Annotated in this window: 18 protein-coding genes and 2 pseudogenes; 10 read left to right on the top strand and 10 right to left on the bottom strand. The window is 70.8% G+C overall.

Features of this window, described 5'->3' with window-relative positions:
* The gene (locus G6W55_RS25855) at positions 1-402 is read right to left on the bottom strand and encodes a MerR family transcriptional regulator (protein WP_175523217.1); all 402 of its coding nucleotides are present in this window, start codon (positions 400-402) and stop codon (positions 1-3) included.
* Between the two features lie 179 nt (positions 403-581).
* On the opposite strand from G6W55_RS25855, the gene G6W55_RS25850 reads away from it, so the two are divergent.
* The 3 genes and pseudogenes from G6W55_RS25850 (at position 582) to G6W55_RS39320 (ending at position 2,133) form a co-directional block, all read left to right on the top strand.
* Complete coding sequence (locus G6W55_RS25850) at positions 582-1,805, top strand: RNA-guided endonuclease TnpB family protein (RefSeq protein WP_175523216.1); 1,224 nt, start codon at positions 582-584, stop codon at positions 1,803-1,805.
* A gap of 72 nt (positions 1,806-1,877) precedes the next feature.
* Positions 1,878-2,012, top strand: a pseudogene (locus G6W55_RS38965) (reductase); the annotation flags it as partial.
* Complete coding sequence (locus G6W55_RS39320) at positions 2,008-2,133, top strand: hypothetical protein (protein WP_303049939.1); 126 nt, start codon at positions 2,008-2,010, stop codon at positions 2,131-2,133. The pseudogene G6W55_RS38965 and the gene G6W55_RS39320, both read left to right, overlap by 5 nt.
* A 147-nt stretch (positions 2,134-2,280) precedes the next feature.
* Here the strand turns inward: G6W55_RS39320 and G6W55_RS25845 are convergent, their stop codons facing one another.
* Positions 2,281-3,702: a cation:dicarboxylate symporter family transporter gene (locus tag G6W55_RS25845; protein WP_175523221.1), complete on the bottom strand. Its 1,422-nt coding sequence runs from the start codon at positions 3,700-3,702 to the stop codon at positions 2,281-2,283.
* Positions 3,703-3,824: 122 nt separating this feature from the next.
* On the opposite strand from G6W55_RS25845, the gene G6W55_RS25840 reads away from it, so the two are divergent.
* Positions 3,825-5,477: a sensor histidine kinase gene (locus tag G6W55_RS25840; protein WP_175523215.1), complete on the top strand. Its 1,653-nt coding sequence runs from the start codon at positions 3,825-3,827 to the stop codon at positions 5,475-5,477.
* A gap of 5 nt (positions 5,478-5,482) precedes the next feature.
* The gene (locus G6W55_RS25835) at positions 5,483-6,196 is read left to right on the top strand and encodes a response regulator (RefSeq protein WP_175523214.1); all 714 of its coding nucleotides are present in this window, start codon (positions 5,483-5,485) and stop codon (positions 6,194-6,196) included.
* Positions 6,197-6,300: 104 nt separating this feature from the next.
* Here the strand turns inward: G6W55_RS25835 and G6W55_RS25830 are convergent.
* Positions 6,301-6,834 (bottom strand): annotated as a pseudogene (locus G6W55_RS25830) (hypothetical protein); the annotation flags it as partial.
* Between the two features lie 35 nt (positions 6,835-6,869).
* Positions 6,870-7,895 (bottom strand): ATP-dependent 6-phosphofructokinase, encoded by a 1,026-nt coding sequence (locus G6W55_RS25825; RefSeq protein WP_175523213.1) that lies wholly within the window; start codon positions 7,893-7,895, stop codon positions 6,870-6,872.
* A gap of 218 nt (positions 7,896-8,113) precedes the next feature.
* On the opposite strand from G6W55_RS25825, the gene pta reads away from it, so the two are divergent.
* The 3 genes from pta to pyk all read left to right on the top strand — a co-directional run bounded on the left by pta (position 8,114) and on the right by pyk (position 12,932).
* On the top strand, positions 8,114-10,204 hold the full coding sequence (pta, locus tag G6W55_RS25820; protein ID WP_175523212.1) for a phosphate acetyltransferase: 2,091 nt from the start codon (positions 8,114-8,116) through the stop codon (positions 10,202-10,204).
* Positions 10,201-11,412, top strand: coding sequence for an acetate kinase (locus G6W55_RS25815; RefSeq protein WP_175523211.1), 1,212 nt, complete (start codon positions 10,201-10,203; stop codon positions 11,410-11,412). Before pta ends, G6W55_RS25815 begins: the two co-directional genes overlap by 4 nt.
* A gap of 89 nt (positions 11,413-11,501) precedes the next feature.
* On the top strand, positions 11,502-12,932 hold the full coding sequence (gene pyk, locus G6W55_RS25810) for a pyruvate kinase (RefSeq protein ID WP_030784765.1): 1,431 nt from the start codon (positions 11,502-11,504) through the stop codon (positions 12,930-12,932).
* Positions 12,933-13,088: 156 nt separating this feature from the next.
* On the opposite strand, the gene G6W55_RS25805 is transcribed toward pyk, so the two are convergent.
* The 4 genes from G6W55_RS25805 to G6W55_RS25790 all read right to left on the bottom strand — a co-directional run bounded on the left by G6W55_RS25805 (position 13,089) and on the right by G6W55_RS25790 (position 17,489).
* On the bottom strand, positions 13,089-14,495 hold the full coding sequence (locus tag G6W55_RS25805; RefSeq protein ID WP_175523210.1) for a hypothetical protein: 1,407 nt from the start codon (positions 14,493-14,495) through the stop codon (positions 13,089-13,091).
* On the bottom strand, positions 14,485-15,111 hold the full coding sequence (locus tag G6W55_RS25800; protein WP_175523209.1) for a DUF6114 domain-containing protein: 627 nt from the start codon (positions 15,109-15,111) through the stop codon (positions 14,485-14,487). Before G6W55_RS25800 ends, G6W55_RS25805 begins: the two co-directional genes overlap by 11 nt.
* A gap of 115 nt (positions 15,112-15,226) precedes the next feature.
* A complete protein-coding gene (locus G6W55_RS25795; protein WP_175523208.1) occupies positions 15,227-15,862 on the bottom strand; it encodes a DUF6230 family protein in 636 nt (211 codons plus the stop codon).
* A gap of 649 nt (positions 15,863-16,511) precedes the next feature.
* Positions 16,512-17,489, bottom strand: a complete 978-nt coding sequence (locus tag G6W55_RS25790; RefSeq protein ID WP_175523207.1) for a tetratricopeptide repeat protein — start codon at positions 17,487-17,489, stop codon at positions 16,512-16,514.
* Between the two features lie 263 nt (positions 17,490-17,752).
* Between G6W55_RS25790 and G6W55_RS25785 the strand changes: the two genes are divergently transcribed.
* Entirely contained in the window at positions 17,753-18,370 is a 618-nt protein-coding gene (locus G6W55_RS25785; protein ID WP_175523206.1) for a TetR/AcrR family transcriptional regulator, read from the top strand.
* A gap of 67 nt (positions 18,371-18,437) precedes the next feature.
* Here the strand turns inward: G6W55_RS25785 and G6W55_RS25780 are convergent, their stop codons facing one another.
* Positions 18,438-20,138, bottom strand: coding sequence for a methylmalonyl-CoA mutase (locus tag G6W55_RS25780; protein WP_175523205.1), 1,701 nt, complete (start codon positions 20,136-20,138; stop codon positions 18,438-18,440).
* 142 nt (positions 20,139-20,280) lie between these two features.
* Between G6W55_RS25780 and G6W55_RS25775 the strand changes: the two genes are divergently transcribed.
* Entirely contained in the window at positions 20,281-20,763 is a 483-nt protein-coding gene (locus tag G6W55_RS25775) for a hypothetical protein (RefSeq protein WP_175523204.1), read from the top strand.
* 18 nt (positions 20,764-20,781) lie between these two features.
* Here G6W55_RS25775 and G6W55_RS25770 read toward each other — a convergent pair whose 3' ends face one another.
* Positions 20,782-21,126 carry a DUF3817 domain-containing protein gene (locus G6W55_RS25770; RefSeq protein WP_175523203.1) on the bottom strand — a complete coding sequence of 115 codons (345 nt, stop codon included), beginning with the start codon at positions 21,124-21,126 and terminating at the stop codon, positions 20,782-20,784.
* Between the last annotated feature and the right edge of the window lie 6 nt (positions 21,127-21,132).

Raw genomic sequence — 21,132 nt, 5'->3', positions numbered from 1 at the left:
TCACCATGTCCGGCCTCCCAGTTCGCACTTCGGCTCCGGACCCCCCGGAACCGCCGCCTCGGCCCGCGCTAGCTGGGCGCCGACCTGCGCCCGCACCGCCGTGAGCTGCCCGATCAGCGCGTCCAGCTCCGCCAGCTTGCGCCGGTAGACCAGGAGCGAGGCCGGGCACGAGTCGCCCTCGGGGTGACCGGCCCGCAGGCACTCCACGAACGGCCGGGTCTCCTCCAGGTCGAACCCGAAGTCCCGGAGCGTCCTGATCTGCCGCAGCAGCCGCAGATCGCTCTCGTCGTACGTCCGGTACCCGTGCTCGTCGCGCCGCGCGGGCAGCAGCCCCCGCGACTCGTAGTACCGCAGCGTCCGCGTCGTGGTTCCGGCCCGCGCGGCCAGCTCGCCGATTCGCATACCGACGAACGTACGGCTTGACGCCTGCGTCAAAGCAACAGGGGTTTGTGAATCATGTGACTGCAACGCGGAGCGTCGTGGTGGTGTTCCGGCGGATCCGGGCAAGGCAGGGGTTGGGGTGAAGTGGGGAACGCGTGTTCCCGGCGACATGGGGTTTGGTTCGTTCGTACGATCTCCGCATGCAGCTTCGGTACACCTTCCGGATGTACCCGAACGCCGTTCAGCGGGCCGCGTTGGCGAAGGCGTTCGGGTGTGCCCGTGTCGTGTTCAACGACGCGGTCCGCGCCCGTGAGGACGCCCGCAGGGCCGAACAGCCGTATCCGACGGCCGGCGCGTTGTCCCGGAAGCTGATCACCGAGGCCAAGCGGACGGTGGAACGGTCGTGGCTGCGCGAGGTCTCTGCCGTGGTGCTCCAGCAGGCTCTGCGGGACGCCGATACCGCTTACCGCAACTTCTTCGCCTCCATCCGAGGCGTCCGCAAGGGGCGCAAGGTGGGTGCGCCGAGGTTCAAGTCGCGCAAGGACGCCCGGCAGTCGATCCGGTTCACCGCCAACGCCCGCTGGAACATCACCGACAGTGGTCGGCTGTGTCTGCCGAAGGTCGGCGCGGTGAAGGTGAAATGGTCCCGCACCCTGCCCTCCACCCCGTCTTCGGTCACAGTGGTCAAGGACGCGGCGGACCGGTACTTCTGCTCGTTCGTCGTCGGCACCGACCCGTCCGCCGACGCCGTACGCATGCCCGCCGGTGACAGCGCCGTCGGCATCGACCTCGGCCTGAATCATTTCGCGGTGTTGTCGGACGGCACGAAGATCGCTTCCCCGCGCTTCCTGCGCCGCGCGGAGAAGAAGCTCAGGAAGGCCCAGCGGGAGCTGTCCCGGAAGCGGAAGGGGTCGAGGAACCGTGAGAAGGCCCGGCTGAAGGTTGCCCGTGCCCACGCCAAGGTCGCTGACGCACGTCATGAGTTTCACCATCGACTGTCCACGAGGCTGATCTCCGAGAACCAAGGGATCGCGGTGGAGGACCTGTCGGTGGCGGGACTAGCGCGTACCAGGCTGGCCAAGTCGATCCACGACGCGGGTTGGTCGTCCTTCGTCGGCATGCTCGAGTACAAGGCGAAGCGTTACGGGCGCGCGTTCGTGAGGATCGGCCGGTTCGAGCCGACCTCGCAGACCTGTCACGTCTGCGGCGCGCTGGACGGGCCGAAGCCCCTGCATGTGCGGGAGTGGACCTGCCAGATCTGCGGCACTCTCCACGACCGGGACGTCAACGCCGCGATCAACGTCAAAACGGCCGCCGGACTGGCGGTGTCGGCCCGTGGAGCGCAGGTAAGACCGGGAGCTGTCCCGGCGCAGCGCGAAGAAGCAGGAAGCCATGGATTCCCGGCCGGAGTCCGTGCCGCGTAGCGGCACGACACCCGGCCGGAAGGCCAGAATCCTCGGGCTTCAACCCGAGGAGCAAGTCAATTCGGCAAGCGGCTGATCGCCACCCGGCTGCTCGCCGTCGGGGACCGGGTGACGGTCCTCAACCGCGGGTCGTCGGCCCCGCCGCCGGGCGCCGCGCATCTGGTCGCCGACCGCGACGACGAGGCGTCGCTGCGCGCCGCCCTTGGCGAGCCGCCCGGAGACGGCCCGCGACTCGGCCGGGGCGGCGGAACTGGAGCTGACGGAGGAGGAGTTGACGATGCTGGAGGCGGCGGTGCGGCGCGGGCGGGCGGCGCGGTCCGCCGGATGACGGCTGAATGCCCACCGTCGGACAACGGCCGAATGCCTGCCGCCGGGTGACGGCCGGATGCCCGCCGCCGGATGACGGCCGGATGCCCGGCCCCGGTTCAGGCGGGGCCGGGCATCCGGAGTGCGGAGGGACCGGGGTGCGTGGGGGTCAGGCGCGGGCCAGTTCCTTCTGGCCGTCCTCGCGCTGCTCGGGGACGTCCCCCGCACCGCCGTGGCCGTCCTCGTCGAGCAGGGTCTTCTCGTCGAAGGGCAGCCCGCCGGACAGCACCAGGCCGACCCGCTCGCGGTCGATCTCCTTGGTCCAGGTGCCGATCAGGACGGTGGCGACGGCGTTGCCCGCGAAGTTGGTCAGGGCGCGGGCCTCGCTCATGAAGCGGTCGATGCCGACGATGAGGCCGATACCGTCCACCAGGGCCGGCTTGTGCGACTGGAGACCGCCGGCCAGCGTCGCCAGACCGGCGCCGGTGACGCCCGCGGCGCCCTTGGAGGCGACCAGCAGGAACAGCAGCAGCGGGATCTGCTCGCCGACCGACATCGGCGTGCCCATGGCGTCGGCGATGTAGAGGGACGCCATGGTCATGTAGATCATGGTGCCGTCGAGGTTGAAGGAGTAGCCGGTCGGGACGGTGATGCCGACGACGGGCTTGCTGACGCCCAGGTGCTCCATCTTCGCGATGAGCCGCGGCAGCGCGGACTCGGAGGACGAGGTGGACAGGATCAGCAGGAACTCCCGGCCCAGGTACTTGAAGAGCGAGAAGACGTTCATGCCCGCGATCACCCGCAGCAGCGCGCCGAGCACGATGAAGACGAAGAGGAAGCAGGTGACGTAGAAGCCGAGCATCAGGACGGCGAGGCTCTTCAGGGCGTCGACGCCGGCCGAGCCGGTGACGGCCGCGATGGCGCCGAAGGCACCGATCGGGGCGGCCCACATCACCATGCCGAGGATGCGGAAGACGAGCCGCTGGATGTGCTCCACCCCGCGCAGGATCGGCTGCCCGGCCGACCCCATGGCCTGGAGGGCGAACCCGGCGAGCAGCGCGATCAGCAGCGTCTGGAGCACCTCGCCGCCGGTGAAGGCGGAGACGATGGTGGTCGGGATGACCCCGAGCAGGAACTCGGTGGTGTCCTTGGCCTCGGCCGAGACCTGCGCCTGCCCGGTCTCCTTCACCGCGTCCGTGATCGCCAGGCCGGTGCCCGGCTCCAGGATGTTGCCGACGACCAGACCGATGCTCAGGGCGACCAGCGACATGACCAGGAAGTAGCCGAGGGCGATACCGCCGACGGCGCCGACCTTCGCGGCCTTGCGGACCGATCCGATGCCGAGCACGATCGTGCAGAAGATGATCGGCGAGATCATCATCTTGATCAGATTGACGAAGCCGGTCCCGATCGGCTTCAGCTCGACGGCGAAGTCGGGCGCGATCAGACCCACGGCGATGCCGAGGGCGACCGCGACGATCACCGCGATGTAGAGGTAGTGGGTGCGGTCCCGCTTGGCGGGTGCGGCAGGTGCCGTATCGGGGGTGCTGCTGGCGGCCACGGCTGCCCTCCTTGACGTCTTCGTCGGCATCACCGGCGTGCGGCTCACGTCCGGGGAGAGATGGGGAATGCGGTGACTATCTCCCGGGCTGTGAGGGCGGTCACCCTTCCGTTCATTTAGTTCATGCCGGACCTCGGGGGCACACTGACGGCATGCGCCTCCCCTCCCCCCGGCCGCGCAGCCTGGCCGGCCAGCTCTTCGCCATGCAGGCGGTGCTGATAGCGATCGTCGTCGCGGGGTACGCGCTGTTCGCCTGGGCCAGCAACCACGGCCAGGCCGAGGACGCGGCGGCCCGGCAGGCCACCGCGGTGGCCCGTTCGGTCGCCGACTCGCCGTCCGTGCGGGCGGCGATCCACACCGCGGACCCCAGTGCGGAGCTCCAGCCGTACGCGCTGCAAGTGGTGCGGGACACGGACGTCGACTTCGTGACGATCATGAACACGGACGGGATCCGCTGGACCCACCCGGACGAGAAGGAGATAGGCCGGCCCTTCCGCGGCAACACCGCGGCCGCGCTGGCGGGCCGCACCTTCACCGAGACCTACACCGGCACCCTGGGCGCCTCGGTCCGCGCGGTCACCCCGATCGAGGACGGCGACGGACGGATCATCGGCCTGGTCAGCGCCGGGATCCGGGTCGAGGAGATCAGCAAGCGGGTGCAGGACCAGGTGACCGCCCTGATCGCGGTGGCCGCGGGCGCGCTGCTGCTGGGCGCGGTGGGCACGTACGTGATCAACGCGTCGCTGCGCCGCCACACCCACGGGATGAACGCCACCGAGCTGAGCCGGATGCACGACTACCACCAGGCCGCGCTGCACGCCGTGCGCGAGGGGCTGCTGATGCTGGACGGGCAGTACAGGGTGGCGCTGATCAACGACGGGGCGCGGGAGCTGCTCGGGGTCTCGGAGGAGGTGGTCGGCCGGTCCGTGGCCGAGCTGGGGCTGCCGGTGCCGCTCACGGGCGCGCTGCTGGCCTCCGAGCCCCGGGTCGACGAGGTCCATCTCGCGGCGGAACGGGTCCTGGTGGTGAACACCTCCCCGGTGTCGGGCGGCGAGCACCGCGGCACGGTCGTCACCCTGCGGGACGTGACCGAACTCCAGTCCCTGATGGGCGAGCTGGACTCGGAGCGGGGTTTCACGCAGGCGCTGCGCTCGCAGGCGCACGAGGCGGCGAACCGGCTGCACACCGTCGTGTCGCTGATCGAGCTGGGCCGCTCGCCGGAGGCCGCGGAGTTCGCGACGGCGGAACTGGAACTGGCCCAGGCCCTCACCGACCAGGTGGTGGCCGCGGTGGGCGAACCGGTGCTGGCCGCGCTGCTGCTGGGCAAGACCGCGCAGGCCAACGAGCGGGGCGTCGAGCTGGTCGTCTCGCCGGACAGCCGGCTGGACGACGGTCTGCTGCCGCCCTCGCTGCCCGCCCGCGACCTGGTCACCATCCTCGGCAACCTGATCGACAACGCGGTGGACGCGGCGCAGGGCAGTGTGCGGGCCCGGGTGACCGTGACCGCGTCCACGGAGGGCGACGGCGGCGGCGAGCTGCTGCTCAGGGTGGCCGACACCGGGGCGGGCGTGGACCCCGCGCACGCCCAGCTCGTCTTCGAGCGCGGCTTCTCCACCAAGCCCTCGGGCCCGGACGGCCGCGGCCTCGGTCTGGCCCTGGTCCGCCAGGCGGTCCAGCGCCACGAGGGCACCCTGTCGGTGGCGGAGGCGGCCGGAGGCGGCGCGGAGTTCACCGTGCGCCTCCCGTTGCGCGCCACGGCTTCTTCCGGTACTCCCGGGCTGACGGGGGCGGAGGGCAAGGGATGACGGACATGTCGGGAGAGACGAGCCGGAGCGGTGAGCCGATCCGGGTGCTGGTCGTCGAGGACGATCCGGTCGCCGCGGACGCGCATGTCATGTACGTGGGGCGGGTGCCCGGTTTCGTCGCGGTAGGGAAGGCGCACACGGGTGCCGAGGCCCGGCGGCTGCTGGACCGCACCCCGGTGGACCTGCTGCTGCTCGACCTGCACCTGCCGGACGGCCACGGCCTCCAACTGGCCCGTTCCCTCAGGGCGGCGGGCTATCACGCGGACGTGATCGCGGTGACGTCCGCGCGGGATCTGACGGTGGTGCGGGAGGGGGTGTCGCTCGGGGTCGTCCAGTACGTCCTGAAACCCTTCACGTTCGCAACGCTGCGCGACCGTCTGGTGCGCTACGCGGAGTTCCGGGGCACGGCCGGCGAGGCGAGCGGCCAGGACGAGGTCGACCGCGCCCTGGCGACCCTGCGCGCCCCGGGCCCGGCGGCCCTGCCGAAGGGGCTGAGCGCGCCGACGCTGGAGCGGGTGACCGGGGCCGTGCGCGAGAGCGAGGAGGGCCTGACCGCGGCCGGTGTCGCCGAGGCGGTCGGCATCTCCCGGATCACGGCCCGGCGCTATCTGGAACACCTGGTGGACGCGGGCCGCGCCGAACGCAGACCGCTCTACGGCCAGGTGGGCCGCCCGGAGCTGGTGTACCGGTGGGTGCGCGGAGCCGGGAGAAGCCGCTAGCCCCCCGCGCCCCCGCTGCCCCCTGTGCCGGTGCCGGTGCCGGTGCCGGTGCCGCCCCCGCTGCCCCCTGTGCCGGTTCCGGTTCCGGTCCCGCCCCCGCCCCCGCTCCCGAACGGCACCGCGTACAGCACCACGAACACCGCCAGCCCCAGCACGCCCGCCGCCTCCACCAGCGACAGCACCAGCAGCCCCGCCGAGAGCTGCCCGCCGCCCCAGTACACGATCAGCGCGGCCAGCGGTACGACGCAGAAGGCGAGCAGGTCGACGACGCACTGGACGACCTTGCGGGACGTACGGCGGGCGTCGCCGCGGTGGAAGGTCTCCCACCCGAAGACGTCCGCGGCGCCGGTGACGGCGGCCAGCCGGGGCGTCAGCTCGCCGCGCACATAGCGTCCGATCGCGGAGATCTTCTCGTCGTTGACCAGATAGGTCCAGCCCAGCACCACGCACACCGGCGGCAGCGCGAGCAGCATCGACGTCTGCCGGGCCTGGGCCGCGGCGGCGATCACCGCCGCGACCACCCCCAGGGTCACGTACAGCAGATTGTCCCGGAAGCCGATCCGGGCCTTCTGCTCGTCCTTCACGCTCTGGTACTCGGCGAGCAGCAACTGCCCCTCGCCCATGTCCTGTTCGGCCATGCCGGCCGCCCCCTCCCCCTGACGGAAGGATCAGGCTAGAAGACCGACTCCGCCTCGTCCATCCGGTCCTTCGGGACCGTCTTCAGCTCGGTGACGGCCTCGGCCAGCGGCACCATGACCACGTCGGTGCCGCGCAGCGCGGTCATCTTGCCGAACTCGCCCTGGTGCGCCGCCTCCACCGCGTGCCAGCCGAACCGGGTCGCGAGGACCCGGTCGTAGGCGGTCGGGACGCCGCCGCGCTGGATGTGGCCGAGGATGACCGGCCGGGCCTCCTTGCCGAGGCGCCGCTCCAGCTCGTAGGCGAGGGCCGTGCCGATGCCCTGGAAGCGCTCGTGGCCGAACTTGTCGATGGCGCCCTTGCCGTAGTCCATGGTGCCGTCGGCGGGGTGGGCGCCCTCCGCGACGCAGACGACGGCGAACTTCTTGCCGCGGGAGAAACGCTCCTCGACCATCTTGACCAGGTCGGCCGGGTCGAAGGGCCGCTCCGGGAGACAGATGCCGTGGGCGCCGGCCGCCATGCCGCTCTCCAGGGCGATCCAGCCCGCGTGCCGGCCCATGACCTCGACGACCATCACGCGCTGGTGGGACTCGGCGGTCGTCTTGAGGCGGTCCATGGCCTCGGTGGCGACGCCGACGGCCGTGTCGAAGCCGAAGGTGCGGTCCGTCGAGGAGATGTCGTTGTCGATGGTCTTGGGGACGCCGACCACGGGCAGTCCGGCGTCGCTCAGCATGCGGGCCGCGGTGAGCGTGCCCTCGCCGCCGATCGGGATGAGCGCGTCGATACCGAAGTCGTGGATCATGTCGGAGGCGCTCTCGCACGCCTCCCGCAGCCGGTCGCGCTCCAGCCGGGACGAGCCGAGGATGGTGCCGCCGCGGGCCAGGATGCCGCTGACGGCGTTGAGGTCGAGGGCGCGGTAACGGCCGTCGAGAAGACCGGCGTAGCCGTCCTCGAAGCCGATGACCTCGTCGCCGTAGTTGTCGACGGCGCGGTGCACGACCGACCGGATCACTGCGTTCAGGCCGGGGCAGTCGCCACCTGCGGTGAGAACTCCGATGCGCATCGTGCTGTGTCTCCTGCTCGCTGAGGATGCGGGTGAGCCGGGACCGATTCTTCCACGCCGCCGTACGGGCTGTCTCTTGACGGGCGCCTTATCCACGCGCAGAGGTATTGTCAAGAGGGATCAGCTCACCTAGGTGGGCGATTTTTGTGACCAGGGTTTGATGGCAGGCGTCGAGAACACCCAGGGCAGAACACCCGGGACAGAAACGGAGAGCACGCGTGACCCGCAGCGTGTACGTGACCGGTATCGACCGCGGCGACGGCCGGCAGGTCGTCGAGCTGGGGGTCATGGAACTCCTGACCCGGCAGGTCGACCGGGTGGGAGTCTTCCGCCCCCTCGTCCACGACGGGCCCGACCGGCTGTTCGAGCTGCTGCGCGCCCGCTACCGGCTGGCGCAGGACCCGGCGACCGTCTACGGCATGGACTACCACGAGGCGTCCGCGCTCCAGGCCGAGCAGGGCGCCGACGAACTGGTCTCCACCCTCGTCGAGCGGTTCCACCGGGTCGCCCGGGAGTTCGACGTGGTGCTGGTGCTCGGCACCGACTGGGCCGACACGCAGTTCCCCGACGAACTGGCCCTGAACGCACGGCTGGCGAACGAGTTCGGCGCGGCCGTGATCCCGGTGGTCGGCGGCCGCGGGCAGACCGCGGAGTCGGTGCTCGCCGAGACCCGCAACGCCTACCGGGCGTACGTGGGCCTCGGCTGCGACGTACTGGCGATGGTGACCAACCGGGTCGCCCGCGAGGACCGGGACAAGATCGCGGCCTCGCTCGACACCCGGCTGCCGGTGCCCTGTTACGTGCTTCCCGACGAGCCGGCGCTCTCCGCCCCGACCGTCGCGCAGGTCGCGCAGGCGCTCGGCGCGAAGGTGCTGCTCGGCGACGACTCGGGGCTCGCCCGGGACGCGCTGGGCTTCGTCTTCGGCGGCGCGATGCTCCCGAACTTCCTGCACGCCCTGACGCCGGGCTGTCTGGTCGTCACCCCGGGCGACCGGGCCGACCTGGTGATCGGCGCGCTCGCCGCGCACAGCGCCGGCACCCCGCCGATAGCCGGGGTGGTGCTCACCCTGAACGAGGTGCCCTCCGACGAGGTCCTCACCCTGGCCGCCCGGCTCGCCCCGGGCACCCCGGTGATCTCGGTGCCGGGCCTCAGTTTCCCCACCGCCGAGCAGTTGTTCGCGCTGGAGGGCAAGCTGAACGCGGCCACCCCGCGCAAGGCGGAGACCGCGCTCGGGCTGTTCGAGCGGCATGTGGACACCGGCGGGCTGCTGAGCCGGGTCTCGGCGCCGAGCAGCGACCGGGTGACGCCGATGATGTTCGAGCACAAGCTCCTCGAACAGGCCCGCTCCGACCGGCGCCGGGTGGTGCTGCCCGAGGGCACCGAGGAGCGGGTGCTGCACGCCGCGGAGGTGCTGCTGCGGCGCGCCGTCTGCGACCTCACCCTGCTCGGTCCGGTCGACCAGATCCGCAAGAAGGCCGCCGACCTGGGCATCGACCTCGGCGACTGCCAGTTGATCGACCCGGCGACCAGCGGGCTGCGCGACTCCTTCGCCGAGAAGTACGCCGCCGTCCGCGCCCACAAGGGCGTCAGCGTCGAGCTGGCGTACGACGTGGTCTCGGACGTGAACTACTTCGGGACGCTCATGGTGCAGGAGGGTCTGGCCGACGGCATGGTCTCGGGGTCCGTGCACTCCACGGCCGCGACCATCCGGCCCGCCTTCGAGATCATCAAGACCAAGCCGGACGCCGACATCGTCTCCTCGGTGTTCTTCATGTGCCTCGCGGACAAGGTGCTGGTCTACGGCGACTGCGCGGTGAACCCGGACCCGGACGCCGAGCAGCTCGCCGACATCGCCATCCAGTCCGCCGCCACCGCCGAGCAGTTCGGGGTCGAGCCGCGGATCGCGATGCTGTCGTACTCGACCGGCACGTCCGGGTCGGGCGCCGACGTGGACAAGGTGCGCGAGGCGACCGAACTGGTGCGGCAGCGGCGCCCGGACCTCAAGATCGAGGGGCCGATCCAGTACGACGCGGCGGTGGAGCCGACCGTCGCCGCCACCAAGCTGCCCGAGTCCGACGTCGCGGGCCAGGCCAGCGTGCTGATCTTCCCGGACCTCAACACCGGCAACAACACCTACAAGGCCGTGCAGCGTTCGGCCGGCGCGATCGCCGTCGGGCCGGTGCTCCAGGGTCTGCGCAAGCCGGTCAACGACCTGTCCCGGGGCGCCCTCGTCCAGGACATCGTGAACACCGTCGCCATCACCGCCATCCAGGCCCAGACCCCGATCGAGAGGCCCACCGCCCCGTGACCGCCAGCCGTGTCCTCGTCCTCAACTCCGGCTCCTCGTCGGTGAAGTACCAGCTCCTCGACATGCGCGACAACAGCCGGCTGGCCGCGGGGCTCGTCGAGCGCATCGGTGAGCGCACGTCCCGGCTGAAGCACACACCGCTGGCCACCGGTGGGGAGAGCCGGGAGTGGAACGGCCCGATCGCCGACCACGACGCCGCCCTCAAGGCCGTAGCCGAGGAGCTGGCCAAGGACGGGCTCGGGCTCGACTCGCCCGAACTGGCCGCCATCGGCCACCGGGTGGTGCACGGCGGGCAGACCTTCACCCGGCCGACCGTGATCGACGACGCGGTGCTCGCCGAGATCGAGCGGCTGATCCCGGTCGCCCCGCTGCACAACCCGGCCAATCTCACCGGGATCCGGACCGCCCGCGCGCTGCGCCCCGACCTGCCGCAGGTCGCGGTGTTCGACACCGCCTTCCACACGACGATGCCGGAGTCGGCCGCCCGCTACGCGATCGACGTGGAGACCGCCGACGCGCACCGCATCCGGCGCTACGGCTTCCACGGCACCTCGCACGCGTACGTCTCCCGGGCGACGGCGAAGCTGCTGGGCAGGGCACCGGAAGAGGTGAACGTGATCGTGCTCCATCTGGGCAACGGGGCGTCCGCCTCGGCCGTGCGGGGCGGCGTCTGCGTGGACACCTCGATGGGGCTGACCCCCTTGGAGGGCCTGGTGATGGGTACGCGTTCGGGCGACACCGACCCGGCCGTCATCTTCCATTTGGCCCGCGTCGGCAATATGTCCATCGACGAAATCGACACTCTTCTCAACAAGAAGAGCGGGCTCATCGGGCTGTGCGGCGACAACGACATGCGGGAGATCCGGCGCCGTATCGACGAGGGGGACGCACGGGCAGAGCTCGCGTTCGACATCTACATTCACCGGCTGAAGAAGTACATCGGCGCGTATTGCGCGGTGCTCGGGCGGGTGGACGCGGTGGCGTTCACCGCCGGGGTCGGCGAGAACTCCGCCGAGGTGCGCGCGGCGGCCGTCGCGGGCCTGGAGACCCTGGGCCTGGCGGTGGACGACGCGCTGAACGCCGTACGCGGCGACGAGCCCCGGCTGATCTCGCCGCCGGACGCCCGGGTGGCGGTCGCGGTGGTGCCGACGGACGAGGAACTGGAGATCGCCACACAGACCTACGCATTGGTGGAAAGGACAAACTGAGCCGGAAAACAACTGAGCACCGAGCCGCCCATTTGTATCTTCCGCCAGACGGAATATTCCGGAGCGAAACAAACCGATAGGATCGCCCCATGCGCCGTTCGAAAATCGTCTGTACTCTCGGCCCCGCGGTCGACTCCCACGAGCAGCTCGTGTCCCTGATCGAAGCCGGCATGAACGTGGCCCGCTTCAACTTCAGCCACGGCACGCACGCCGAGCACCAGGGCCGGTACGACCGGGTCCGGGCCGCCGCCAAGGAGACCGGCCGGGCCATCGGTGTGCTCGCCGACCTCCAGGGCCCGAAGATCCGCCTGGAGACCTTCGCCGAGGGCCCGGTGGAGCTGGTGCGCGGTGACGAGTTCACCATCACCACCGACGACGTCCCGGGCGACAAGACGATCTGCGGCACCACGTACAAGGGTCTGCCCGGCGACGTCTCGCGCGGCGACCAGATCCTGATCAACGACGGCAACGTCGAGCTGAAGGTCCTGGACGTCGAGGGCCCGCGGGTGCGGACCATCGTCATCGAGGGCGGGGTCATCTCCGACCACAAGGGCATCAACCTGCCCGGCGCGGCCGTCAACGTGCCCGCGCTGAGCGAGAAGGACATCGAGGACCTGCGGTTCGCGCTGCGCATGGGCGCCGACCTGGTCGCGCTGTCCTTCGTCCGCGACGCCAAGGACGTGGCCGACGTCCACCGGGTGATGGACGAGGAGGGCCGCCGGGTCCCCGTCATCGCCAAGGTGGAGAAGCCGCAGGCCGTGGAGAACATGGAGGACGTCGTCGCGGCGTTCGACGCCGTCATGGTGGCCCGTGGCGACCTGGCCGTCGAGTACCCGCTCGAGAAGGTCCCCATGGTGCAGAAGCGCCTGATCGAGCTGTGCCGGCGCAACGCCAAGCCGGTGATCGTGGCGACCCAGATGATGGAGTCGATGATCACCAACTCCCGTCCGACCCGCGCCGAGGCGTCCGACGTGGCCAACGCGATCCTGGACGGCGCGGACGCGGTGATGCTGTCCGCCGAGTCGAGCGTGGGCGCGTACCCGATCGAGACCGTGAAGACGATGTCGAAGATCGTCACCGCGGCCGAGCAGGAACTGCTCTCCAAGGGCCTCCAGCCGCTGGTGCCGGGCAAGAAGCCGCGCACGCAGGGCGGTTCGATCGCGCGCGCCGCGTGCGAGATCGCCGACTTCCTCGGCGGCCGGGGCCTGGTGGCCTTCACCCAGTCCGGCGACACCGCGCGCCGGCTCTCCCGCTACCGCGCGGGCCAGCCGATCATCGCGTTCACCACGGACGAGAACACCCGCAACCAGCTCGCGCTGAGCTGGGGCGTGGAGTCGCACATCGTGCCGTTCGTGAACAGCACCGACGAGATGGTCGAGCTGGTGGACCAGGAGATCCTCAAGCTCAACCGCTTCAACCCGGGCGAGATCGTCATCATCACCGCCGGTTCGCCCCCCGGCGTCCCCGGCACCACCAACATGGTCCGGGTGCACCACCTGGGCAACGGCGCGAACGACTGACCGCCGCAGCACGTCCCCTCGGCGGTCCCGACCCCGCCGAGGGGCCTTGTACGACGCCCGAGCGGCCTTGTACGACACCGAGGGCGCCCCTTGTTGCAGGGGGCGCCCTCGGTGTTTGTGCGGCTCCCGGACGGGTCCTTCCCGGCTCCCGGACGGTCAGTCCGTGTAGACGTGCATTCCGGGGATGTGCAGGTTGCCGCCCATCTGCGCGGCCTGCACGACCTTGACCTTGGTGAAGTAGATCAGCGGGATGTTCAGCGGCGGCGGGTTGTCCGGGTCGAAGGTGACCGGGATCAGACCGAACAGGTTCCCCGAGATGCTCTGGGTGTACATGATCGTGTCGCCGTCGCGGATCGTGGACGTGCTGCCCGAGGACGCCTGGACGTGGTACGTCTTGCCGGCCTGCTTGTCCTCGACCGTCTGGTGCAGGTCGCCGATGTCGGTGCCGCCGGAGATGACGTACTTCAGGACCTTCTTCTTGGTCCCGTTGGCCGTCTTCACCTCGACGACGCCCTTGTAGTCGGCGCCCTTCAGCAGCAGCGAACTGGCGTTGAGGTACCAGGGGTCGTCCGCGATCGGCGTCTTGTTGTCGACGCCGCTCTCGTCGAGGGTGGCGACCGGACAGTCGTCGACGATGTCGTCCGCGCTCTCGGACGGGCTCGCGCTCGGCGAGGCGGTGGCCTCGTCGGCGGCGTCCTCGGCCGCGTCCTTCACGGCCTCGGTGACCGTGTCCTTGGTGTCGCCGGCGTCCTTGGAGTCCTTGGAGTCCTTGCTGTCCTTGTCCTTGGACTCCCCCGCCGAACCGGAGCCGCCCGACGAACCGGAGCCGGAGGAGCCCGAGCCGGAGTCCGAGGAGCCCGTGCCCGGGTCCGACGTGGCGTCGTCACCGGTGCCGGCCGAGGCCGAGGGGGTCTCCGTCGGGGCCGGGGTCTCGTCGGCGGACTTGCCGCCGTCGAAGAGGTCCCCGATCGCGTCCCCGATGGTCTCCAGGACGTTCTTCTTCTCGGTCTCGGTGGCCGACGGGGTCGCCGTGGCCGTGTCGCCCGAGGACGAGGCCGGCTTGCCGGCCGACGCCGCGGGCGCGGAGGACGCGGACGGCGCGGGCTCGGCCTCTTCGTCGGAACCTGAATCCGACGACGAGCCACCCGAACCGCTCGGCGTGTCCTTCGAACCGCCCGTGGCGGAGTCGGAGCCCTTGTCCTCGGAGTCCTTCGAGCCCTCGGAGTCCTTGTCGTCCTTCGCGTCGTCGGTGGACGCGGAGGCCGACGGCGACGGCGAGGCCGACGCGGAGGCGTCCGCGTCCTCCAGGGCCGCCACGCACTCCTTGTACTCGTCGATCGTGAGGCTCTTCGACGTGGGCTGGTCCTCGGCGTTGGCGAGGGTGGGCGTGAATCCCATGCCCATGAGGACCGCGGTGGGCATGGCCGCCAGGGCTATCGCCTTGCCGGCGGGCATGTGGAACCTGGTGAACAGCGGCTTCTTCGGTGCCGCGTGGCGGGGACCGGTCCTCACCGGGGTCGACGCCTCCACGTCGGTCCCGTGAGTCACCTCGTCAGCCGGCACTGTGCCTCCCGTTCGCCCCGTTTCCCGGGCTCGTTCCTGACAGATCGTTCGGCTCGCCCGCGGCCTCGTCGCCCGCTGCGGGGGACGGGTCCTTGGTGAGGGCGGGGCCCGTGCTGTACGGGTTCTCGGTCACGTCGCCCGCGGGGGCGGGGTCGGTGGAGTAGGCGCCTTCCGGCGCTCCCCCGGCGGCCGGTCCGGCCGTCGCCGTCTCCGGCGCGGACGGGGCGCCCGGCGCCCAGGACACGGCCATCGCTCCGCCGATCAGCGCGAAGAGGAAGCCGATGAGGAATCCACCGAGGTTGGCCACCGGGATGGACACCAGGCCGAGCAGGATCGCGGCGACACCCGCGAAGGTCCGCACATGCTTCTGGAACCACAGGCTCACGCCCAGTACGCCCAGCAGCACACCGATGATCAGGGAACCGGCGCCCGCGGTGGTCGCCATCGCCAGCGTCAGATGGCCCACCTGGAGGTGCGCGTAGGGGAAGTAGGCGATGGGGAACCCGCTGATGAGGACGAACAGTCCGGCCCAGAACGGCCGGGTGCCCCGCCAGGCGCGGAACTGCTGCCTCCGGAGGGTGAACTGGCCGGGGGCGACAGGAGTCTCGGCGCTCATGGAAAACAGCTCCCTGGTGCGGCTTTGCTGTGGAGATGAGGGCCGCGGTGGAACGCGCGGCCGTCAGAAGGGACGGGCGGGGGAGCCAGTGGCGCCCCCGCCCGTCACGGAGTGCTTAGTAGCACTCCTTGACACCCGTCGACAGCGACATCTTCAGGCCGCTGAGCTTGAAGGTTCCGGCGGTGGTCGCCCACGCCGTCTGCTTCACACCGGTGAGCACGGCCGAGTCCGCCTGCTGGCCGAAGCCGTAGGGGTTCGCCTGCTCGCCGCCGCCCTTCATGCCCGGACCCTTGGTGAGGTCCTTGGCGGGGACACCGATCTCGATGTTGTTGAACGTGGCGTCGGCCGCCAGGTCCTCGACGTCGATGTACAGGTTGTCGGCCTCGACCGGCTTGCTGCCGCCGCCGGCCTTCAGCGTGAGGCTGACCGAACCGAGCAGCGGGATGTCCGGGGTGACCACGGACTGGCACATGTTCGTGATCGTCGCGCTCTTGAACGACGAGACGGCGACGGGGTGAGCCGTCTTCTTGCCGTCCAGGGTGTAACCCGTGTCGAGCGCGCCGTACTGCGCGAAGCCCGTGCCGACGAGCTTGTCGGCCGTGACCTTGAACGACTGGCCCGACACGCTGAAGGACGCCGCGAGGGCGCCCTGCGCGAGGGCGACGCCTATACACGCCGTGGCGGCCACGCTGGGCACCATGACGACGGCGAACCGCTTCCATCTGGTCCCGCCACGCACCTGGGACTCCATATTTCCTCCTTCTCGGACGTACATCTCCTGCCCCCGACTCACCACCGAGGCGGCGGCTCAGCCGGGCAGGGATGGGAGAAGTGCTACGTCCTCGGGAAGGGGAGCGCCCGTGTTCCGAGGCGCTGTCCGCGCACCGATCACCGGCGATCACCCCCGAGCGACAACCACTGGTCGCGCCTGACACGCATCACGCACAACCTTGCTGGACAGGCTCCACCGAGCGGTGAAGACCCCCCTGCCCCAGAGCCGGCGTCACAGCCGCCGGCCCTGCTCGGTGGGGACCCAGGAAAACCCGTTGACCCAACCGGCTGTCGGGGTACGGCATTGGACCGAGCGTGGCCGATCGTGGTGCATTCTCGCCGCCCGCACAAGGGGGTTCGTTACTCGCTAGTAACGGCCGGATAACCGAACAACGACCCACAGGTCTCGGGCGGCGACGCAGGGTGGCAGACAGGCCCGGAACAAAACTGTTGATCGAGGGACAGAACCCGACACTTCCGCGGCCTGGACTTACTTCAAGTAACAGCGGCCGCGATTACCAAGATTTGGTAAAGCGCGGCCGCAGAAGAGCCTCTTCGGCAAAATTTTCACTCGGGAACCACATGCCCCGACGTTTAGCGACTGGTCAGGAACAGGGCCCCCGCCCCGCTCAGAACAGCGCCCTGGCCAGCGCCCGCCGCGCCGCGCCCACGCGCGGGTCCTCCGGGCCCACGACCTCGAACAACTCCAGCAGCCGCACCCGTACGGCGTCCCGCTCGTCGCCCGCCGTGCGGCGGACGGTGTCGATCAGCCGCCCGAAGGCGTCCTCGACATGACCGCCCACCAGGTCCAGGTCGGCGGCGGCGATCTGCGCCGCGGCGTCCTGCGGCTTCTCGGCGGCGTCCTTGCGCACCTGCTGCGGGTCCAGTTCCTGCACCCGGTGCAGCAGTTCGGCCTGGGCCAGACCCAGCTTCGCCTCTGTGTTCGCCGGGTCGTCCGCGAGGACGTCGCGGTACGCCTGTACGGCGGCGCCGAAGTCCCCCGCATCCAGGGCGTGCACGGCGGCCTCCAGCAGGGCGTCGTGCGGGCCGGCCGGGACCTCGGCGGGCTCGGGCCGGCCGCCGCCGGGCGCGGCGTCGGGGTCGACGGTCAGGCCGGTCAGCCCGAAGCGCTGCTCGGCGACCTGCACCAACTGGTCGAGGGTCTGCCGGATCTGCTCCTCGCCGGCGGCCCCCTGGAAGAGCGGCAGGGCCTGCCCCGCGACGACCGCGAAGACGGCCGGGATCCCCTGGACCCCGAACTGCTGCATCAGCATCTGGTTGGCGTCGACGTCGATCTTCGCGAGCAGGAAGCGGCCGTCGTACTCGACGGCGAGCCGCTCCAGGACCGGGCTGAGCTGCTTGCAGGGCTGGCACCACTCGGCCCAGAAGTCGATGACGACGGGCACCTCGGCGGAGCGCTGGAGGACGTCCCGCTCGAATCCCGCCTCGTCGACGTCGATGACGAGATCGGCCGGGGAGACGGCCCCCGCGCCGCCCTGCCGGGCCGTTTCGGCGCGCGTCTGCTCCGCCTTCGCCTTGGCCTCCTGGGCCGCCTTCACCGCGGCGAGGTCGACGACTCCGCTCATGGACATGTTCCGTGGCTGCATGCGTCTATCCTCCCCCGTCCGCGCGTGTGCGTGAAAAGCGTTCCCGAAAGCCGTCTCGACGGGCGCCTGGTCGGGCGCCCGTTCGGGCGCCGGGGTCCCCACCCCACGCCCTGCGGTCGCGGCCCGCGCACGTCCAGCGCGAGCTTTCGCTACGAGTCGTAGCGTAATGGCACGGGGTGCCTCCGCGGGGCGGACGCCGGGTGATCTCCCTCACGGCTCCCGGCAAGACAGCGCGGCGCAAAAGGGCGGTTATGGTCTTGGGCATGCAGACCCGCACCCCTCTCGGCCGTACCGGCCGCCCGCGCAGTGCCGCCGCGGACACCGCGATCCTGGCCGCGACCCGGGCGGCGCTGGTCGAGCTGGGCTGGTCGAAACTCACCCTGGGGGACGTGGCGACCCGCGCCGGGGTGGCGAAGACGACGCTCTACCGCCGCTGGGCGGGCAAGAACGAACTGGTCGTGGACGCGGTCGCGGAGCTGTTCCACGAGCTGGAGCTGCCCGACCGGGGCAGCCTGGCCGCCGACATCGAGGGCGTCGTCCTCCAGTTCGCGGCGATCCTGGCCCGCCCGGAGGCCAAGAGCGGGCTGATGGCGGTGGTGGCCGAGTCCACCCGCGACGACGCTTTGCGGGCGCGCATCCGGGCCTCGATCGTCGAACCGCAGAAGGACCTCGTGCTGGAGGGCCGCGCCCGCGCCTGGACGCGCGGCGAACTCCCCCCGGAGACCGACCCCGAGGAGGCCGCCCGCACGGTCGACCTCATCTTCGACGTCGTCGCGGGCGCGGTGGTGCACCGCACCCTGGTCAGCGCGGAGCCGGCCGACGAGGAGTGGGTGCGGGGCTTCACCCGGGTCCTCCTCCACGGCCTGACGGCGGCGGGCTGAGGGCGGCGGGCTGACGGCGGGTCTGACGGCTCCCTGAGGCCAACCGGCTCTCAGGGAACCGGACTTGCTAGAAACCGGGCGGCTCGGTGTAGACCCCCCACTCCTCCCGCAGGACGTCACAGATCTCACCGAGGGTGGCCTCGGCGCGGACGGCGTCCAGCATCGGCCCGATCATGTTCGAGCCGTCCCGGGCGGCGGCCAGCATCGCGGCCAGCGCGCTCCGCACCCGGGCGTCGTCCCGGGCGGTCCTGCGCTCGCCGAGCACCCGCACCTGCTCGCGCTCCACCTCGTGGCTGACCCGCAGGATCTCCAGGTCGCCGGTGACCGAACCGGTGTGGGCGTTGACGCCGACGACCCGCTTCTCGCCCTTCTCCAGGGACTGCTGGTAGCGGAACGCCGACTCGGCGATCTCACCGGTGAACCAGCCGTCCTCGATCCCGCGCAGGATGCCGGAGGTGATCGGCCCGATCGGGTGCCGGCCGTCGGGGTGCGCCCGCAGTCCGCGCTCCTTGATCTGCTCGAAGATCCGCTCGGCGTCGGCCTCGATCCGGTCGGTGAGCTGCTCGACGTACCACGAACCGCCCAGCGGGTCGGCCACGTTGGCGACGCCGGTCTCCTCCATCAGCACCTGCTGGGTGCGCAGCGCGATCTCGGCGGCCTGCTCGCTCGGCAGCGCGAGGGTCTCGTCCAGGGCGTTGGTGTGCAGGGAGTTGGTGCCGCCGAGCACCGCGGCGAGCGCCTCCACCGCCGTACGCACGACGTTGTTGTACGGCTGCTGGGCGGTCAGCGAGACACCGGCTGTCTGGGTGTGGAAGCGCAGCCACTGCGCCTTGTCCGACTTCGCGCCGTAGACGTCCCGCATCCAGCGGGCCCAGATCCGGCGCGCGGCACGGAACTTGGCGATCTCCTCGAAGAAATCGAGGTGCGCGTCGAAGAAGAAGGACAGACCGGGCGCGAAGACGTCGACGTCGAGCCCGCGGCTGAGGCCCAGTTCGACGTAAGCGAAGCCGTCCGCGAGGGTGTACGCCAGCTCCTGCGCGGCCGTCGCCCCGGCCTCGCGGATGTGGTAGCCGGAGACCGACAGCGGCTTGTAGGCGGGGATGTTGACGGCGCAGTGCTCCATCAGGTCGCCGATCAGGCGCAGATGGGGCTCGGGCGGGAAGAGCCACTCCTTCTGCGCGATGTACTCCTTGAAGATGTCCGTCTGGAGCGTGCCGTTGAGGACGCCCGGGTCGACGCCCTGGCGTTCGGCGGCGACGAGGTACATGCAGAAGGCGGGGACGGCGGGGCCGCTGATCGTCATCGACGTGGTGACGTCACCGAGCGGGATGTCCTTGAACAGGACCTCCATGTCGGCGGCCGAGTCGATGGCGACCCCGCAGTGGCCGACCTCGCCCAGGGAGCGGCGGTCGTCGGAGTCGCGGCCCATGAGCGTCGGCATGTCGAAGGCGACGGAGAGGCCGCCGCCGCCGTTGGCCAGGATCATCTTGTAGCGCTCGTTGGTCTGCTCGGCGTTGCCGAACCCGGCGAACTGCCGGATGGTCCACGTACGCCCCCGGTAGCCGGTCGGGTACAGGCCGCGGGTGAAGGGGTACTCACCGGGCCAGCCGATCCGCTCGAAGCCCTCGTACCGGTCCCCGGGCCGGGGCCCGTACACCGGCTCCACGGGGTCCCCGGAGAGCGTGGTGAAGTCCGCGTCGCGCTTGCGCGAAGCGTCGTACCGGGCCTGCCAGCGACGGCGGCCCTCCTCGATGGCGTCAGCGTCCATGCTTCGAATTTACTAGGACGTCCTAGTAAATGTCGATGGGGGACCGCCTCGAGTAAGCCGTACGGCGGTAAGGACACGCCACACGACCGGTGCGCCGGCATCGCCTAGCCTGGCGCCGTACGGCGGACGAGGGGGAGCCGGGATGAACGTGAACGGGGTACGCACGGTGGGTCTGCTCGGGGCGGGGGCCCTGATGCTGCTCGCCGGAGGCGGGGTGACCGCCGTCGGGGCCGGGGCACCGGGGCTGGACACACGGACCTTCACCCGTATCTCGTGCAACGAAAAACACACCGCCAAGGGCGGCAGCGTATGGCACTGCTTCGGCATGACCGCCGCCCAGATCGAGGCGGCCGAGGGGCAGGAGCGCCAGGCCCGGGAGGACGCGCTGCGCGGCAGCTATCCGGACCCGGAACCCGTCCCGCGCACCCGGCTCACGTTCGTCGACCACGACGGCCGGCAGGACCCCGCCGAGGTCACCGCGACCCGGGTCGGCTCACGGTGGATCGCCCACGCGCCGGGCGTGGTGGGCACGGGTGCCGCACTCCTGGCGGTGGGAGCCGGGCTGGCCGCCGCGGGCGTCGTACGACTGCGGGCGGCCACCCGCCCGCCCGCGGAGCAGCGGTGAAGGCGCACGTCCGAGCGGTTAAGCCTTGGCGGGGGCGGTAGAGGCGTCGACGCCGTCCCCCGCCGCCTCCAGCTCCCGGCTGATCCTCCGCTCCACGAAGAACGCGGCCGTCGGGATCGTCCCCGCGAGCAGCACCCAGAGCTGCTTGGCGACCGGCCACTTCGCCTTGGAGCCGAGGTCGAAGGCGAAGACCAGGTAGACGACGTAGAGCCAGCCGTGCGCGATGGACACGGCACGGGTCGCGTCCGCCGCGCCGTCCAGATCCAGGACGTACTTGCCGATCATGCACAGGCACAGGAGAACCAGCAGCACACCGGTCACATAGGCCAGGACGCGGTAGCGGGTCAGCACGCTTCTCTTCATGCAGCG

This window comes from Streptomyces sp. CAI-85, assembly GCF_013363615.1.
GTDB classification, from domain to species: domain Bacteria; phylum Actinomycetota; class Actinomycetes; order Streptomycetales; family Streptomycetaceae; genus Streptomyces; species Streptomyces antibioticus_B.
The sequence above is the reverse complement of the archived record's forward strand: the minus strand, read 5'-3'. Positions and strand labels throughout refer to the sequence as shown.